General features: G+C 41.0%; 12 protein-coding genes. 10 read left to right on the top strand and 2 right to left on the bottom strand.

Going from position 1 to position 19,180, the window contains the following annotated elements:
* The first annotated feature begins 15 nt into the window (after positions 1 to 15).
* On the top strand, positions 16 to 990 hold the full coding sequence (locus tag NQ542_RS13525) for a family 43 glycosylhydrolase (protein ID WP_005644925.1): 975 nt from the start codon (positions 16 to 18) through the stop codon (positions 988 to 990).
* A 148-nt stretch (positions 991 to 1,138) separates the two neighbouring features.
* On the top strand, positions 1,139 to 2,134 hold the full coding sequence (locus NQ542_RS13520) for a family 43 glycosylhydrolase (protein WP_005633452.1): 996 nt from the start codon (positions 1,139 to 1,141) through the stop codon (positions 2,132 to 2,134).
* A 181-nt stretch (positions 2,135 to 2,315) separates the two neighbouring features.
* On the opposite strand, the gene NQ542_RS13515 is transcribed toward NQ542_RS13520, so the two are convergent.
* Positions 2,316 to 4,250: a heavy metal translocating P-type ATPase gene (locus NQ542_RS13515; RefSeq protein ID WP_005633451.1), complete on the bottom strand. Its 1,935-nt coding sequence runs from the start codon at positions 4,248 to 4,250 to the stop codon at positions 2,316 to 2,318.
* Positions 4,251 to 4,315: 65 nt separating this feature from the next.
* Positions 4,316 to 4,744: a Fur family transcriptional regulator gene (locus NQ542_RS13510; RefSeq protein ID WP_005633450.1), complete on the bottom strand. Its 429-nt coding sequence runs from the start codon at positions 4,742 to 4,744 to the stop codon at positions 4,316 to 4,318.
* Between the two features lie 108 nt (positions 4,745 to 4,852).
* On the opposite strand from NQ542_RS13510, the gene NQ542_RS13505 reads away from it, so the two are divergent.
* The 8 genes from NQ542_RS13505 (at position 4,853) to NQ542_RS13470 (ending at position 19,163) form a co-directional block, all read left to right on the top strand.
* Positions 4,853 to 5,407: an RNA polymerase sigma-70 factor gene (locus tag NQ542_RS13505; RefSeq protein ID WP_005633449.1), complete on the top strand. Its 555-nt coding sequence runs from the start codon at positions 4,853 to 4,855 to the stop codon at positions 5,405 to 5,407.
* A 153-nt stretch (positions 5,408 to 5,560) separates the two neighbouring features.
* Complete coding sequence (locus NQ542_RS13500) at positions 5,561 to 6,556, top strand: FecR family protein (protein ID WP_005633448.1); 996 nt, start codon at positions 5,561 to 5,563, stop codon at positions 6,554 to 6,556.
* A gap of 156 nt (positions 6,557 to 6,712) precedes the next feature.
* A complete protein-coding gene (locus tag NQ542_RS13495) occupies positions 6,713 to 9,949 on the top strand; it encodes a SusC/RagA family TonB-linked outer membrane protein (protein WP_005633446.1) in 3,237 nt (1,078 codons plus the stop codon).
* A gap of 13 nt (positions 9,950 to 9,962) precedes the next feature.
* Positions 9,963 to 11,678, top strand: coding sequence for a RagB/SusD family nutrient uptake outer membrane protein (locus tag NQ542_RS13490; protein WP_005633445.1), 1,716 nt, complete (start codon positions 9,963 to 9,965; stop codon positions 11,676 to 11,678).
* A gap of 11 nt (positions 11,679 to 11,689) precedes the next feature.
* On the top strand, positions 11,690 to 13,075 hold the full coding sequence (locus NQ542_RS13485; RefSeq protein ID WP_005633444.1) for a Gfo/Idh/MocA family protein: 1,386 nt from the start codon (positions 11,690 to 11,692) through the stop codon (positions 13,073 to 13,075).
* A 1,073-nt stretch (positions 13,076 to 14,148) separates the two neighbouring features.
* Positions 14,149 to 14,682, top strand: coding sequence for an RNA polymerase sigma factor (locus NQ542_RS13480; protein ID WP_005633440.1), 534 nt, complete (start codon positions 14,149 to 14,151; stop codon positions 14,680 to 14,682).
* Positions 14,683 to 14,745: 63 nt separating this feature from the next.
* Entirely contained in the window at positions 14,746 to 15,729 is a 984-nt protein-coding gene (locus tag NQ542_RS13475) for a FecR family protein (protein ID WP_005633439.1), read from the top strand.
* A gap of 194 nt (positions 15,730 to 15,923) precedes the next feature.
* Positions 15,924 to 19,163, top strand: coding sequence for a TonB-dependent receptor (locus tag NQ542_RS13470; RefSeq protein WP_227945690.1), 3,240 nt, complete (start codon positions 15,924 to 15,926; stop codon positions 19,161 to 19,163).
* Positions 19,164 to 19,180 lie beyond the last annotated feature (17 nt).

The raw sequence follows: 19,180 nt of genomic DNA, 5'->3' as shown, positions 1-19,180 counted from the left end.
TTAGAATCAATAAAAATGAGAGTATATGTTTTATTATTGACTTGTTTGTTTTTCTCGTTGCTGGGTAAACCCCAGCAACCGAGGATGATGTATGAAGATACTTCTCGTCGTGGAGTTCCTTTTTCAAAAGATCCGCATGTCGTGAATTTTCAGGGACGTTATTTGATGTATTATACGCTTCCACCGAGGTTGGATGTATCTGGTTCTGGTGCTAACATTGGCATCGCATCCAGTAAAGATTTGGTTAATTGGTCGAAAGTCGGTGAAATAACGCCGGAAAAGAATGCCGTTTATGAAAAGAATGGGCTTTGTGCACCTGGTGCTTTAGTTCGGGATGGTAAAATTCATTTGTTTTATCAAACCTATGGAAATGGAAAAAATGATGCAATCTGTCATGCTGTGTCAACTGATGGTATCCACTTTGATCGCGACCCGAGTAATCCGGTTTTTCATCCGACGGGTGATTGGAACTGTGGACGGGCTATTGATGCTGAAGTTTGTGAATTCAATGGAAAGTATTTTCTTTATTTTGCAACTCGTGACAAGGATTTTAAAATACAAATGCAAGGAGTGGCAACAGCTTCTTTGAATACTGATTTTAACAGGGAAGACTGGACACAAGCTTGTGATAAATCGATCTTGTATCCAGAGTGTGATTGGGAGGGAGAATGTATTGAAGGTGCCTCGATTGTTAAGAAGGATAATAAACTGTATATGTTTTATGCCGGAGCTTATAATAATGCTCCTCAGCAGATCGGGGTTGCTGTCAGTGAAGATGGTTTGAACTGGAAACGTCTGTCGGAAGAACCTTTTTTACGAAATGGAAAACCGGGAGAATGGAATTCAAGTGAATCTGGTCATCCTCACCTTTTTACCGATCTTGACGGACGGACTTATTTGTTCTATCAAGGTAATAATGATCATGGTAAGACTTGGTATATTACACAGCAAGAAGTTTTATGGAAGGATGGTAAACCTTACTTGAAATAAATAATGTATATGGCTTGCCCTTTGTTTCCCTGTTTAATGGCAAAAGGATAGAAGGATAGGCTGTATCATTTATTGTAAATCCGATTTACGAATTTATTTAGAAGAATATTAGTTACATTTGTCAATTAAAAAAGATCAGATAGTATTTATGAAGCAACTTGTTTTGATTATTCTATTGTTATGGGGAAACTTTCAGTTAATTTTATCACAGGGCTCTTCTGCTCGTCCCCTCATGTTATACGGCGATACCTCCCGTGTCGGGGTTCCTTATTCGAAAGATCCGCATGTGGTTAATTTTAAGGGGCGCTATTTGATGTACCATTCCATTCCGCCGATGAAGGGGGAACCTGATTCCGGATGGAATATTGGGATTGCCGAGAGTAAGGATTTGATGAACTGGACGAAGGTGGGCGAGATCACGCCTGCTCCCGAAGCTGATTATGAGAAGAAAGGACTTTGTGCACCCGGTGCGTTGGTGAAGGATGGAAAGGTGCATTTGTTTTATCAGACATACGGGAATGGGAAGAAAGATGCCATCTGCCATGCCATATCGGATGACGGCATTCATTTCAGAAGGAATCCGACGAATCCGATTTTCCATCCGGCCGGAGATTGGACTTGTGGGCGTGCCATAGATGCGGAAGTGTGTGAGTTCAAAGGACGCTATTTCCTCTATTTTGCAACCCGCGATAAAAACTACGACATCCAGATGCAGGGAGTAGCTGTTGCTCCGGGCAATACCAATTTCAACCGGGAAGACTGGATACAGGTAACGGATTCCTCTATCCTGTATCCCGTGTATCCGTGGGAAGGAAAATGTATCGAAGGGGCTTCGATCGCAAAGAAAGGTGACAAACTTTATATGTTTTATGCCGGAGCTTACAATAATGCCCCTCAACAGATCGGAGTGGCGGAAAGCGAAGACGGCATTGTCTGGAAACGTCTTTCGGAAGAACCTTTCCTTAAGAACGGCAAACCCGGCGAATGGAATTCCAGCGAATCCGGCCATCCTCATATTTTTACCGATTTGGACGGTCGAACTTATCTGTTCTATCAGGGAAATAACGATAACGGAAAAACCTGGTATATCACACAGGAAGAGGTGGTTTGGAAAAATGGAAAACCTTTTCTGAAAGGAAAGTGAAAAACGATCATAAACGAGGCTGCGTGTCAAAATGTATGAGGGTATGTCAAAACTGTCCTGTTCCCGTGCTTGACGCGGGATCGCATTAAAACCGACCTTATAAAAATCCGATTGATAAGGTCTGTCCTTTTGTGTCCCCGCATCAAGTGCGGGGACAAGGAGATGTTGACACATCCCCGTTTTACCATACCTTCCTGTTCAGTATGCGGACCGAGTTGAGGACTGCCAGCAGAGCGACACCGACATCAGCAAAGACTGCCCCCCACAACGTGGCGTATCCCAATGCACCTGCCGACAGCACAATCCCTTTTACAACAAGTGCCCCTATGATATTCTGATGGACAATCGTACGTGTCTTGCGCCCGATCGTGATGGCGGTCGCCACTTTGGACGGCTGGTCGTTCTGGATAACGACGTCGGCACTCTCGATTGCCGCATCCGAACCGAGTCCGCCCATCGCAATCCCTACATGGCTTAGTGCCAATACCGGAGCATCATTCATTCCGTCTCCGACAAAAGCCACGGTTTTGCCCGGCTCTTCAACCATTTCCCGGATATGTGCCGCCTTGTCCTCCGGCAACAGGTTCCCGTATGCCCGGTCGATTCCTAAACGTCTGGCAAAAGAGGCGACAATCTCTTTTTTGTCACCTGACAGTAGACGGATATCCGTCACTCCTAACTTCCTCAGTTTGGCAATCGCCTCTACGGCATCGTCTTTCAACGTATCGGACAATAGCAGATGGCCGGCATATTTTTTATCGATGGCGCAGATAACTACGGTCGCTACTTGGTCGGACAACTCTTCGGGGATGGAAATCCCGCGCTCTTTCATTAAGCGGATATTCCCGACAAGCACTTCCTGTCCACCGATGACGGCCTCCACGCCGTGTCCGGCCAGTTCATGCATCTCCGATACGCTTGCTGCAGAGATATTCTGTTTCTTTGCGTAGCGGACGATCGCTTGTGCGATCGGGTGGGTACTTTTCTGTTCGACGGATAAAAGCAAGGTCAATAGTTCCGACTCGGAAATTCTATGCGCCTGCATATCCGTCACGTCAAAGCAGCCAGTGGTCAATGTACCTGTTTTGTCGAATGCAATGGTATTTATCTGGGTGATGGCATCCAGATAATTACCACCCTTGAACAAGATACCGGCACGTGACGCCGCTCCGATACCTCCGAAATATCCCAACGGTACGCTGATTACCAAGGCACACGGACAGGAGATAACTAAAAAGACCAATCCCCGGTACAACCAGTCATGAAAAACGTATTGGAAAGACGGCATCATCAATCCGGCAAATGCCGGAACCGTGACGATCAGCAAAGCCAACACGATCACGGCAGGCGTATAGAACCGTGCGAACCGACGAATGAACAGTTCGGCAGGAGCTTTACGCTCGGCTGCATCTTTCACCAGCACTAAAATGCGGGCTAATGCGCTTTGTTCATAGGGACGGTTCACTTCTATGCGGACGGTTTGTCCCAGTACGATCATTCCCGCCAGGACTTCATCCCCTTTCCGAAGTATGCGGGGCATGCTTTCGCCTGTCAGGGCGGAGGTGTCGAACGATGCTTCGGTTTCCTGTAAAATCCCGTCGAGCGGTATGCGTCCGCCCGGTTTTACCTCGATTCGTTCACCTGTCCGTACCTCTTTCGGGGAGACATTGATATAATTACCTTCACGAAATACGTCCGTACGTTCGGGACGGACATCAAGCAGGCGGCTGATATTTTGTGAAGCACGTTCGACAGCCCTGTTTTGCAGCATTTCTCCAACCGTATAAAAAAGCATGACAGCTACAGCCTCCGGATATTCGCCGATGCTGAAAGCTCCGGTCGAAGCGACCGACATCAATGTAAACTCGGTGAAGAAGTCTTTTCGCAAAGCCTCGTGATATGCTTCCCGTATGACAGGCAGTCCTACTGGGAGGAAAGCAGCCAGATACCAGACGAGTTTTACTGTCGGCGAGAACCAGCCTTGTCCGGTATGGTCTAAGATGAGCCCCACAATGAGCAGGATGAAAGACAGGATCGGCAATACCACGTTCGGGTGTTCTTCTCCTTTATTATGTCCGCAACTGCATCCTGAGTGGCAAGTTGTTTTAGCTTCCATGATTCAATCTGTTTTTATTATTCCGATGCAAAGAACCGAAGATATTTTTGCAACTCGATTGCGTTTTACAGATTTGGGGACTTGCATGCCGGGCAGATTCCTTTGACCGTGTAGTTGATCGTATCCATGATGAAGCCTTCGGGCAACTGCACGACCGGGATTTTTATATGATCCATACAATAGGTCTTGTGACAAACCTCACAGTAGAAATGGATATGCCTGTTTTCAATAAAACACGTCTCGGTGTCGCTCCGGCAGATTTCATATTTCATCGACCCGCTTCCGTCCTCGAAAGCGTGGATGGCGTGATGCTCCAACAAGATCGCTAAAGAGCGTGAAATGGTTGATTTGTCCAATGTTTCCAGTTGTGCCTCCAATTCGAGCAAGGAAATGGGATATGTTTGTTCCGACAGTTTCTGCAATATAAGAATTCGGGCGGCTGTCGGGCGTACGCCTTTATCTTTGAGTTTCTCTTCGCATTGTTTTGTTGACATGACTTTACTCTTTTTCTCGATACGGTAAAAGTACAACAAAATTAATGCAACTGAGTTGCAAACTTTTATTTTGATTATTCTGATATTTTTCGCTACTTCGCATCTATTATGGAATTACCAGAGGAGCAAAATAAGTTGAAGGAGATCGCTGCCGGAAATGTGGAAGCTTTCGAGCATCTATTTTTCCAGTACCAACCTCGGTTGGTAAATTTCCTTATCGGTCTGACACACGATAAGGAAGTCAGTCGTGATATGGCCCAGGATTTGTTTCTCTCGTTGTGGAAAGACCGTGAAAAACTTAAAAATGTCCGTTCTTTTTCCTCCTATCTATTCCAGATGGCGCGTTTTACCGTGTACGACTATTTCGACCGTCTCATTGTCTCGGAAAAATATACGAACGAATACCTGCAGGATGCCTGCCAAGCCGAATCAGAGGAAGAAACCTTGTTCGTCCGCGAGCTGCAATCGATCATCAACCGTACGGTCGAGCGCATGTCTCCCCAGCGAAGCAAAATATACCGGATGAGCCGTGAGGAAGGTTTGTCTAATGACGAAATCGCCAAGCGTCTCGATATCAGTAAACGGACAGTGGAAAATCACTTGACCGCCGCCCTTGCCATTCTTCGAAAAGTCCTTTATCTATTTTTTCTTTTGCACACTTGAACCGTATTGTCAAATATGATCTCGACATTGTCGAAAACAAACTACACTTAAATCAAATCAGCCAAACAGAATGAAAGAAAGTTGAGAAAAAAGGCATATTCGATTGTGTGTACTCCCACAGCAAACCGACTCCATTATAAAGCATGGGATTTTATGACAAATGATAATAATATAAAACGAATCATACAGCTTTATTTCGGAAAGCATTTCTCCCGTTCGGGACGTGTCCTGTTCGGCCGCTGGCTACGGGCGGAGGGCGGAGCTTCTGAAAAGAGCGATATGTTGCAGGCCTTTTGGGAACATTTGCCTGCAGAGGCGACTGCTGAGACCCGCGAAGACTGGGATGCCCTGCAAAGACATTTACAGGTTGAACCGGTCCGTCGGAATACTGTCCCGATGTATCGCGGGTGGATCAAATATGCAGCGGTAATTGCATTGATGCTATTGACGGGAGCAGCGACCTTTTTTGTTACGGACCGCCTACAACCTGTCCGGCATGTAGAGATGGCAGAGTTGTTTGTTCCTTATGGCGAGAGCCGGCAGGTCATTTTGCCGGATGGTTCGCAGGTATGGGTCGATGCCGGTTCACTGCTCGTTTACCCGAAAGACTTTACGGATACGGAAACCCGTACGGTTTACCTGACTGGCGAAGCGTCGTTCACGGTTCGGAAAAACACGGAAAAACCTTTTATTGTGAAGACGACTTATCTGGACGTGCAGGCTTTGGGTACGGTATTTACAGTAGCTTCCTATCCAGCTGATTCTTGCACGAGCACGATCCTGGAAGAGGGGAGTGTCAAAGTGGATGTAAGGGCAGGCGAACACCAGCCGGCTATCTTGAAGCCGAACGAACGTCTGGTTTATTCGCATGCGGCGCATACGGTAACGGTCCGGCCGGTCGATGCTTTGCTTTATAAGATGGAGCGTAGCGGCTACCTGATTTACGAGAATGTTTCTTTCAGCCATCTGATGGCTTCGCTGGAACGGAAGTTTAACGTGACGATCCATTATAATTCCCAGAAATATGCGGACGAGTATTACAACGTCAAGTTTGCCCCGCATGAAACCCTGGAGGATGTGCTGGCTGTTTTGCAGCAGTTGATCGGCATTCGTTTCAAGATAAAGGGAAATGTTGTATTTATAAATTAAAAAGAGAGGAGAGGAACAGGATGAACAAAAGAAAACCGGAAAGAACGAAAGTGCGAAAATCCCTCTTTCCGGCGTTTGAAACCGAATTGTGACTTTTTGGGACTCAACGTAAAACGTTGAAAATAATTAATATTCAATTTTCAAACATACAAATATATGAAATTAACTAATCTAATACCTATAAAAGCGGGAAAAACGCTTTCCCGCCTATGTATAATTGGAGCTCTGTCTCTTGGTAGCTCGTTCGTATTTGCTCAAAATCAACAGGTTCGTTTGTCTGGCAGTAATTTAACCTTAAAGGCGGCTTTCAAGCAAATCGAACAACAAACGAAACTCTTCGTAGATTACAACACGCAAGATGTCAACGATTCACGCGTGATCAAGAAAGTTCCGGCCGGCGACAACGTCAAAAACGTCCTGGAACAATTACTGGAAGGCACCAACTGTTCCGTCACATTCAGCAACGGGCATATCATTATTTCCAGAAAATCCCCGGCATCTTCCAAAACAAAAAAAGTCACAGGCATTGTCAAAGATGAAAAAGGAGAACCGATCATCGGCGCGAATGTTGTGGAGAAGGGGACGACGAATGGTACTGTTACCGATTTGAATGGTCAATATAGTCTGGATATTTCTCCTTCGGCTGTTCTCTTGGTTTCCTATATCGGTTATGATACCAAAGAGATAAGGGTGGACGGGAAGAACATATTGAATATTTCTTTGGCTGAGAATACGGAGAATTTGGATGAAATTGTTGTGATCGGTTATGGTACATCCAGAAAAAGAGATATTGTAAGTGCTATGTCTACAGTCAAAGGATCGACCATTAGTGCTGCTTCAACAAGCAATGTCCAAGATGCCTTGCAGGGAAAAGTAGCCGGTCTGGATATTCAGTCGGCACGATATGCAGGAGATGATCAGCAAATTTATATCCGTGGAGCAAGATCTTTAAATGCAGGAAATAATCCGCTGATCATAGTGGACGGTATTCCCGGAAGCTTGGGGAGTGTAAATACTTATGATATTGAATCAATTGAAGTGTTGAAAGACGCAGCAAGTTCCGCCATTTATGGTTCTATGGGCGCAAATGGTGTCATTTTGGTAACGACTAAAAGAGGAAAGAAAGGAGTGAATCGTGAAGTGAATTTTAACTCTTATATCGGTTTGAACGTTCCTCATATGATGCCTTTGCAGTCTGGGGAAGAATATGTACAGTTCAGGCGTGACGGATACAGGTATGCTCACGGATGGGATACCCCGTTCACAGATGAGGATGTTTTCACTCAGTCCGAACTTGATATGATAAAAAATGGCAATTATACCGACTGGCAGGATTTATTGTATCGTAATGCTTTGACACAAAGTTATCATCTGAGCATTAGCAATAGTGGCGAGAAGACTCGGTTACTGTTATCATTTAAATATGATAAAGAACAGGGTTACTATAAAACGAATGATGCTGAGAACTATAATTTGACATTGACGGCTGATCATGATTTAGCAGACTTCTGGACATTGGGTACGACTGTTCGATTGAAACGAAATAATATATCCGGATTCCAGAAAATCAATAACGAAATATTGTATATGACACCGTTGTCTGATCCGTATTTGGAGAATGGTGATCTTAATTATTTCCCGAATCCGTTGAACACATCCGGTTATAACCCGTTGGCAAATGATGTACCCGGACAGTTTGCAGATGATGCCCAAAGCAATTTATTGAACCTTAATCTAACTTCGCATATAAAGATAAATAAATGGCTGAGTATGCATACAAACTTCGGTTATATTTTCTCGGATTATAAGCGGGGGTATTTTTATGGTAAAGATTCATACAAGGGCAAAGGTGTCAAGACGAACTCCGGTAAAGAGTATAATAATTATGATCAGTGGACACTAAACCATATTATTACGTATGATAATAGTTTCGGAGATCATAATTTGGTCGTTGACCTTGTTGGTGAAATGCAGAGCCGGAGATATGATAAAGGTACTTTATCCGGAGATAACCAGCCGGTAGAGTATACATCTTATCATAATTTAGGTTCCAACACGGAAAATATAAAAATCGGAAGTAGTTTTGAAAACTGGGCTCTGGCATCTGTCTTAGGCCGTTTGCGCTATAATTATAAGAATAAATATTATTTCAATATAGCATTCAGAACAGATGGTTCGTCTCGTTTGGCAAAAGGAAACCAATGGGCTGTTTTCCCTTCAGGAGGAGTCAGTTGGAGCATGAAGGATGAAAGCTTTATGCAGAATGTGAATTGGATTAATAGCCTTAAGCTTCGTGTCTCTTATGGTACTGTTGGTAATACGGCCATTTCACCCTATCAAACACTTGCTTCTTTGTCACAGTATGCTTATCTGTTTGGAGAAGATTCATCTAATAAGTTCTATGTATATAGCCCAACTTCGATTGTGAATCTTGATCTTGGCTGGGAAATATCCAAAACTGTAAATGCAGGAGTTGATTTCGGATTATTCAATAATAAATTGAATGGTTATGTCGAGTATTATAATACAAAGACGAGTGATTTGTTGATGAAGAGGACGATTCCTTCATTTACCGGTTTCAATGATATTTGGCAGAATATCGGGGAGACGGAAACTTCAGGAGTTGAGTTTAACCTAAATTATAATCCGGTAAGGACAAAAGATTTGAATGTCGATTTTTCATTGAATGCATCCAGAAACGGGGAAAAGATTACAGCTTTGATCAGTGGAGAAGATTTACCTAATAATAAATGGTTTATCGGAGAACCTTTAGGTGTGTTCTATGATTATGAGAAAATTGGTATCTGGCAGTTGGGTGAAGAAGAGGCTGCTGCTAAATATAATGCTAAGGTAGGGGATATCAAGGTTAAAGATCAAAATGGAGATGGTTCGATTAGTGCTGCGGATGATCGCATAATCTTGGGGCAGGTTCGTCCGAAGTGGATTGCTTCATTAGGTGCGAATGTTCAATATAAGAATTTTGATTTTTCTTTCAATCTGAACTCAAGATGGGGGTATTTGGTTAAGCCGGCTCCATATGATGATATCACGATGGACGGGCAGAGATGGTTGCCGGCAGTAGATTATTGGACTCCGGATAATCCGACAAATAGTTATCCTCGTGCGGATCAGGCGAGCGGTTATGATACCTATCGTACCTCTAATGGCTATCAGAAAGGCGACCATATTAAAATTCAGGATATAACATTAGGGTATAGTTTCGAGAATCTGCTGTCAAAGAAGGTCCCAATCAGGAAATTACGTTTCTATGTGCAAATGAGAAATATAGGTTATTTGTATAGAGCAGCGGAGTTTGATATTATACCTGAACAACCTGATATTAATTATACGGTTCCCAGTAGTTATAATTTCGGAGTTAATGTAACATTCTAATAAGTCATGTATTATGAAAAACATAGCAATTTTTTTATTAATCGTATTATCTGCAAGTTCCTTTTCATGTGATTTTCTGGAAGAAGAACCAAAAGGGTTGATCAGCGATACGTATGCGAAAACAGAAGAAGGGGTTGAATCACTTATCTTGAGTATCTATCAACGGAATCGTTATCTGACAGAACGTTTGTATAAGTTTGCTGATTGTGGAACGGATTTGACGACTTATGCAACCAATGGTGTCGGTTGGCCTTATGAAGAGGCTATGATTTATAACGATCCTCTCATGATCTCTAATCGTTGGAATTCCCAGTATTGGAAATATCTTTATAAGGGATTGAATGTTGCAAATCTGGGAGTTCAATATATACAGGAAACTCCTATTGCACATGAGGAAAAAAAGAACCAACTGATATCGGAGGTTCATGCTTTGCGTGCTTTTTACTTGTTTATGATTGTTGAGACATATGGTCCTGCGTCCCATTATGCGGATACTCCGTCCCAATCGGTAATAACAGAAGGATACCAACCGGGTATTGCTGTCTTTTACAAGAAAATATTGGAAGATTTGGATATTGCTTTCCAATATTTGGATATACCTCAGAATACTCAATGGGGCCGTATGAATATCGGAGTTGCTAAAACATTGAAAATGCGTGTATTGATGGCGTTGGCTGCTTATGATGATGCGATTATTACAGGAGCCGGTTATACAAAACAACAGTGTTATGATGAAGTGGTGAGGTTATGTAATTCAGTTATTAATGACTATAATTATAAACTCTTGGATAATTATGCATCTGTGTTTGACGTGAATAACCAGATAAATGACGAGATTATCTGGTCAATACAATATACAAGCGATTTGGTGTATAACGGAATGGATCTTACGGATATTGATGCGAATAGTATGCATCGGTATTTCGTAGGTTGGTATAACAAGTCTGCTAAAAACCCGAATATCAATATTGATGGATTATGGAGCCATTCCCGCGTGTATGGTCGTGAATATCGTTGTACGATGCCTACCTATTATTATATCAGTCTTTTCGATAAGTTTGATAAACGTAGGGAACAGACTTTCCAGACTGCGTGGTGCAGAATCCCGGATAACTGGAATAACGAGCCCGACTATTCGGATACGTTACTTATCCGGACACTGGATGTTGTTTCGGATGAATATGTAAAAAGCTATGAAGACAGGGGAATCATTGTCGACAATATTACGGATCTTTATGATATTAACACCGGAATTCCGACTATCAACGGTAGATCCTGCCATCATACAATGACAAAATATCTGGATCCGAGCCGTGATGAGGCTAAGCGGGAAGAAGGTTTTAAAGACTTGATTCTGATGCGCCTTGGAGAAGTCTATATAACTTTGGCTGAAGCGTATGTAAGAACCAACCAACCGGAAAAAGCGGCAGAGGTGATTACTCAACTGAGAAAAAGGGCTTTGATCGATGGACATGAAAGTGCCTTGAAGGTAACAGCTGCTGATGTGGATATGGATTTTATCTTGGAAGAAGGTGCACGTGAACTGGGGTGTGAATTGAACCGCTGGTATATGTTGAAACGTTCCGGCAAAATGGTGGAATGGGTGAAAGAGCATAATCCGGATATTACGTTGATCAAGGATTATCATATCTATCGTCCTCTTCCTCAAGATGCATTGTATGAAGTGACGAACTTGGATGTGTTCGTTCAAAATAAAGGTTATAAATAATTCTATTAAATATGATGGTTATGAATAAAATATCACGACGACACTTTTTAGCTGCGACAGGCGCTATAACTGGGGCAGCCTTATTGAATCCATTATCGGAAGTAGCGGCAAAAGCTGTTGAAAATCCGAATGTTGCTGGGAAAAAACTTCGCCTTGCTATTGTTGGTACTGGCGGAAGAGGTACTTCCATGTGGGGATATGACTTAATGAAAAGTTATCCTGACTACATTGAGTTTGTAGGTCTTTGCGATAAGAATGAAGGTCGTGTGGAAACCGGTAAGAAGATTATCGGGGCTTCCTGTCCTACTTATACGGATTTTGAAAAGATGATGAAGGGAACCAGGCCTGATGTGCTGATTGTAACGACTATGGATAGTACTCATCATCATTTTATTATCCGTGGAATGGAACTTGGCGCGGATATCATTACGGAAAAGCCGATGACAACGGATGAAAAGAAGATCCAGGCAATTTTGGATGCAGAAAAACGGACAGGAAAGAATTGCCGTGTGACATTTAATTATCGTTATTCTCCACATCGTGCGAAAATATGGGAATTACTCCGTGCCGGTGAGATTGGCGATATCACTTCTGTTGATTTTCATTGGTATCTGGACACTTCTCATGGCGCCGATTATTTTCGTCGTTGGCATCGTTTGGTAGAATGCAGCGGTTCTTTGTGGGTGCATAAAGCCAGTCACCACTTTGACCTTCTGAATTGGTGGATTGACAGTGATCCGGAAAGTGTGTATGCATTGGGCAGTTTGGATCATTATGGTAAGAACGGAACGTTCCGGGCAGAGAATTGCCGTACTTGTCCTCATACTTCCAAATGTAAATTCTATTACGATATAACGCGAAATCAGAATTATATGGATTTATATGTAGCCAACGAAAAATATGATGGTTATCTTCGTGATGGATGCGTGTTTAAGAATGATGTCAATATCTTTGATAAAATGGCGGCAACGATTCGTTATAAAAATGGCGTGCAGGTCGCTTATTCCCTGACAACCTACAGCCCTTATGAAGGTTATCGTATAGCCTTTAACGGAACGAAAGGGCGTTTAGAGGCTTGGATACAGGAATCCCGTCCGACTTCGGATGTGAATTTTGATGAACTTGTTTTGTTTAAGAATTTTGGAAAACGTGAGTATATCCAGATTCCATTCGGAACGTCTGGCCATGGCGGAGGGGATGCATTGCTAAAGGATCAGATTTTTTTACCTGGGATAAAAGATCCGTATAAGCAGTGTGCTAGTGTTCGCGATGGAGCTTTGGCTTGTCTAGTCGGTATTGCGGCACGTAACAGCATTGCGACCGGCCAACCGGTGAAAATAGCTGATCTTACTTCCATACAACCTCAGGAAAAGAAATTGTATCAACGGATATTGTAGATTTCTTATTAGTTTAAAGCAAATGCTGTATCAAGGTAAATTTTTAGTCTTGATATGGCATTTGTTTTAAATTATGGTTGGTATTCATCCACGGCTCTTTCATTTAATCTTGATATATGGATGTAACTGCATATAAATTTGATGTTTACATTGAGATGAATATAAAATATCTATGTCAATATTATTTTGAATAAGGATACAAATGGACTCTAACTGTCTATTAGTTACATCCTTTGAATTTTCAAAGCATTACATACGAAGTTTCCTGCAAATCCTCTATCACTCTATCACCATGAAGGTTGTAGCTATTGATATTCAATCGTTAGAGACAGTGATACAGGAGGTTTTCCTCTATCACTGCCTCTATCACTCCTGAAACAGGACGTTTTTATCATATGATTGGAAACCAACATATTGTCTTCTGTTACTTTTGAAAAAGCATATAAAATAATCGAATAAACAAATGTAAAAACGAATATAATAGGTGTTAAATTGGCAAAATACGGTTCTTCATTCCACAAAAGCCTTCTCTTTTTTTAGCAGAAACAGGCAGATAATTCCGTAAACACCCCCATGTTGCCATCCTTTACATCCGGGTGTAGGGAGCCGGTACATCCGGGTGTAAAAGGGGGTAACATGGGGGTGTCCGGCAACTAAAGTGCCTTGCCGAGCAATGAAAACCACCCGGTTTCACCTATTTTATAGCCGTTTTTACATAAAATAATCGAGTGATTTACAGGGATGGGAATAGGGGGGTATCGTTTGTGCTATTTGTAATGCACTTATATACAGTTGTATATAAACGCGATGCCTGTTTTCCTATCAAATTGCCAGTGATAGGGTAGTGATAGAGTAGTGATAGAGAAAACGGACATATATCACAAATAAAACAGGTTGAATATCAATTGGTAAAAAGGAATCAGTGATACAGTGACAGAGGAAATAGGAAGAACTTATATGATAAGCTCCTGTTTTTTCTTTGGTATGGTTGCCTTGGAAAAAGTTCAGGTTTCCGGTTTCAATCCAAAATTTGTTGTATATTTGGGCACTAAGGAGATAAACCGGATAAGAGTATGTCTAATACCACAGATGAAAGATTGATAGAGGCGATCAGGAGAAATGATTACGTCAGTTATAATAAACTGTTTGAGCGTTATTATGGTCGCCTTTGTCAATATGTATATAGCCTGCTCATGGATAAAAGTGATACGGAGGATATTGTGCAAGAGCTTTTTCTGAATATATGGAAGAATCGGGAAAGGATTGAAATCAAAGAAAATGTTGGCGGATATCTTTATAAGATGGCTAAACATTTGGCATTGAATCATCTTCGTTCAAAAGTCTATTTTAATAATCTGTCGGAAACTCAGGATCAGTTATCATATGAAGACGACCGGGTCGAGTCTGAAGAATTTCGGATCGCTCTTTATAGCTGTATCGATCATCTTCCCGGTCGTTGTAAAGAAGTGTTATTGCTGCACCGGATAAAAGGATTGAAACAAAAAGAAATCTCGGAAAAACTCGATGTCTCGATAAAAACGATTAAAAATCAGATCTGGATCTCGCTTCAGAAGCTGAGGCGATGTTTGGAATTAAAAGGAATATAATTTTTTCGGGTCCGGAATAGGACCTTTTTTTATTTATAGTGTCATATAATAAAAGCAAGATTCATGGAAGAACAAAAAACTATAAAAGACTATATCGTGGACTATTTACTGGACGGTGAAGATGAAAAACGTCTTGATCCGGTATTAGTTGAGTGGTTGGCCGAAGATGAGTCCCATAGAAAAGAATTTAATTTGTATAAAAAGATTTGGGAAGAATCTCATCGTTATACAGAAGTTGAGGCTTTCGATCCTGATCTTGCTTGGGAAAAGGTTGACAAGATAAACCGACAGAAAGTATATCTTCGGAAATATTGGAAAAACATGTTATATACGGCTTCCGGGGTTGCCGCATCTTTGTTGATAGTGTTAGCTTTGTCTTTTATGGGAACTTTTCAGAAAGGATCGGAGGTTCTGGTCAGTATGAGTGCCGATTATGGGAATCGTTCGGAGATCATGTTGCCGGATGGATCTTTGGTCAAGTTGAATGCCGGTTCTGAAGTCGTTTATTCTTATGATCCGAAGAAAAAAACGCGGGAAGTTGATTTTCAGGGGGAAGGATTTTTTGATGTGTCCAAGAGTAAAGATCCTTTCGTCATTAAAGTGGCCGGGGGTTTAAACGTGAGAGTTTGGGGGACTTCTTTCAATTTGCAGGCGTATGCTGATGATCCGGTTATCCAGGCTTCTTTGGTTGGGGGATGTATCGAACTGGAGAAAGGAAACGAGAAGTTGAGGATGAAGCCGGGAGAGATAGCTGTTTTCGATAAGAAGACGGATAAGATTAAGCAGGTAGAAGGTGTTTTGTCCCATTCTTATGGATGGTTGGACAATAAGTTATATATGGAAGATATGTCTCTGTCGGTTGTTTGTAAATATCTGGAAAGATGGTATGATGTGGAAATTACGCTTCAACCGGGATTGGGAGAAAAGATCCGTTATAACGGAGTAATACAGGAAGAGACTGTAACAGACGTTATGGATGCATTGTCGCGTCTAAGTAATATAAGTTATCATGTAAAAGGAAAACATATAAGTATAACCTCTAAATAAGAATTGCCTATGAAATAGAATGCCATGGATACACAAAAACGGGAAATGCTGCCACATCTCCCGTTATGAGTTTGATAATAAAATTAGTGTTGGAAGCACTAATAATTAACTAACAATCAATATACAAATATATGAATTTTTTTAATATGTTAGAGTTGGACCAGTCTTCGACTCTTAAAAAGATATTATCTATTATGAAATTGACAGTCGTTTTTTTGATTGCATTTTCTTTGCAGATTTCTGCATCTGTATATTCACAGACCACAAAGTTATCATTGAATGTACAGAATCAGTCAATAAAGGACATCCTTTATTTGATCGAAAATCAGACTGATTTTCGATTTATTTATGAAAGTGGAAAGATTAATTTAGATAAGAAGGTTTCTGTTCAAGTGAGAGAACAGTCTGTGGAGTTTGTGTTAAGACAACTATTTAATAATGAAGGAGTCGATTATGAAATTACAGAAAATAACCTTATTCTGATAAACCCTTCGCCAGAACAATTGAAATTTGCTGGTCAAAATAAATCCCAAACTAGGAAAAAAGTTACTGGCGTCGTTAGAGATCAAAATGGCGAACCGATTATCGGAGCAAATGTTGTAGAAAAGGGAACGACAAACGGGACAATTACTGATGTTGATGGTAGGTTTTCTTTAGAAGTATATTCTAAAGGAACACTTTTGGTTAGCTATATTGGATTTACTTCGCGTGAACTGATTATTGGTAACCAAAGTAACATAGAAATCCAATTAAAAGAAGATATGGAAGCGTTGGATGAGGTTGTTGTAATTGGCTATGGAACAGCAAAGAAAAAAGATTTGACAGGTGCAATTACACAAATACGCGCTGAAGAAATAACACAGGCAAATAGCCCTAATATTGGTACAGCCCTGCAAGGAAAAATCCCAGTTGATATTGGTGGCGTGTGGAAACCTGGGAACAATCCAACCATTGAAATCCGTGGGATTAGTTCTATAACAGGTTCGAATGACCCTTTATGGGTGGTGGATGGAATCCCAATGCAAAGTTCGAGTGTGAATCTGAACCCCAATGATGTTCAATCTATTGATGTTTTGAAGGATGCTTCAGCTTCGGCTATTTATGGAGCAAGAGGATCCAATGGTGTAATCATTGTAACAACCAAACGGGCAGAAGCTGGAGAAAGTTCAATAAAGGCAAGTTATAATGGTTGGGTTGGATTTGACAAAGCTGCAGGAAAACCGAATCTGATGTCTGCTGATGAGTTTGTGGATTTTAAGCGTATAGCATTAGCAAATGCCGGTCAGGATAATTCCGATGAGGCAATGTTCGATGATATTGAATTGAACTCATGGAGAAATAGAACTTTTACGGATTGGTTCGATGAGGTATGGGGCGGTACGGCTTTCTCTACAAATCATAATGTGACGATCAGTGCATCAAGCAAGAAGACAGCGACTATGCTTTCATTAGGTTATTTGGATCAAGGTTCATTAGTTGATAATGCCGGATATAAACGGTTTAATGTGAATTTTAATAATACATTTAAGTTCTCGGATCGTTTAAAATTTACGACAGCGGTTTTAGGGTCTTATTCTAAAAATGATGCTCTTCCGGATCGTATTTATCATATTTATCAGTTATCTCCATTAGCTCCTGTTAGAGATGAAAACGGGAAGTTAAAGTTATATCCAACTCCGAATGAATCATTGGTTACTAATCCATTATGCGAAATTCAGAACAATCAAAATTCAACGGATGAATATGGTGTGATAGGTTCAGCTGCTTTAGATTGGAATATTTGGGATGGATTGTCTTATAAGTTCTCAGTCGGGCTGGATTATAGTAATACTAATAATGGAGTTTATCAGGGAAGCGACACTCGTGATAGAAGCGGCGGAGCACATGCTGCCAGTTTCGATAGTCGTACTCGTTTGTCTTCGATCATAGATAATATTTTGTCTTATAATAAAGAGATCAATACTATACATAAAATAGGAGCAATGGCTGCATTTAATGTGGAACAGTTCCAAGAAAAGTCTGTTTATCTGAAAGGAACGGATATGTATTATGATGGGTTGTATTATAATTTGGAAGCTGCCTCTACGATTTTGGATAAGAAAACGACTTTGTCGGAATGGGGGATTATGTCTTTGATGGGGCGTTTCAATTATACATTGTTAGATCGTTACCTGTTGACTCTTACTTATCGCTATGATGGCTCTTCAAGACTTTCCGATAAAAATAAATGGGCTGGATTCCCTTCTATGTCTGTTGCTTGGAGACTTTCGGAAGAAGCTTTTTTACAGGGAGCAAGATCTAGATTTTTGGATAATTTGAAACTTCGTTTTTCATGGGGTAATACCGGTAATACGAATGTAGATCCTTATGAGACCTTAGGAAAACTGTCTAAGACTTACTATTCCTGGAACGAAACTGCAGCTATTGGAACAATACCCACCGGTATTCCGAATCCGGATTTGAAATGGGAGAAGACAGAAGAGTATAATGTCGGTTTAGATTTTAGCTTGTTTAATTCTCGTTTAAACGGAACGATTGATTGGTATCAAAGAACGACGAAAGATTTGATACTAAAAAGACAACTGCCTGTCACATCCGGTTTCTCAGAGATTTATCAGAATATAGGTAGTACACGGAATAGAGGTGTCGAACTGACTTTAAATGGTGATATTATCAGGAATACTGAATGGAGATGGAATGTTGGAATCACATTTGCGAAAAACAAGAATGAAATTTTGGACCTCTATGGAGATAAAAAGGATGATGTTGGTTCTAATTATTTTATTGGACATTCTATTCGTTCTTATTATTTATTGGATTTTATTGGTGTTTGGCAAGAAGATGAGGCCGAAGAAGCTGCGGCTTATGGAGCTAAACCAGGATACCCTAAATACAAAGATATTTATAACAAAGAAGGAGATGCTCCAAATATCAATTTGAATGATGATCGATATATCATTAGTCGTGATCCGAAGTGGATTGGAAGTTTAAATACTTCTGTTTCTTATAAAGGTTTTGACTTTTATATGAGTATGTATACTCGCCAAGGTGTTAGAGCTTTATCGGATGCGCATAAACAGAGTAGTGATGATCCTGTGAGATATAGAGGTTTTCGTGTGAATTATTGGACACCGGAGAACCGGTCGAATGATTATCCCGCTCCTGCAATAAAAGGAACTTATACGGATTTTTCTAATAGTGATTATTTTGTTAAAGATGTTTCTTTTGTCCGTATCTCAAATATTTCCTTAGGCTATACCTTGCCTAAAGATTTTATCCAGAAATTTAGAATGGAAAATGCAAAAGTCTACATCAATATCAATAATCCTTTTGTCTTTACACCGTTTGATGGTCAGGATCCGCAGGTAGGAACAGATAAGAAATCTTATCCGTCTGTTACCTCTTATCAATTAGGTGTTAATCTTAATTTTTAAAATCTAAAAACAAATAG

This window comes from Parabacteroides merdae ATCC 43184, from assembly GCF_025151215.1.
Classification (GTDB): Bacteria; Bacteroidota; Bacteroidia; order Bacteroidales; family Tannerellaceae; genus Parabacteroides; species Parabacteroides merdae.
Note: the sequence above shows the minus strand (reverse complement) of the source record. Positions and strands in the feature narration are given on the sequence as shown.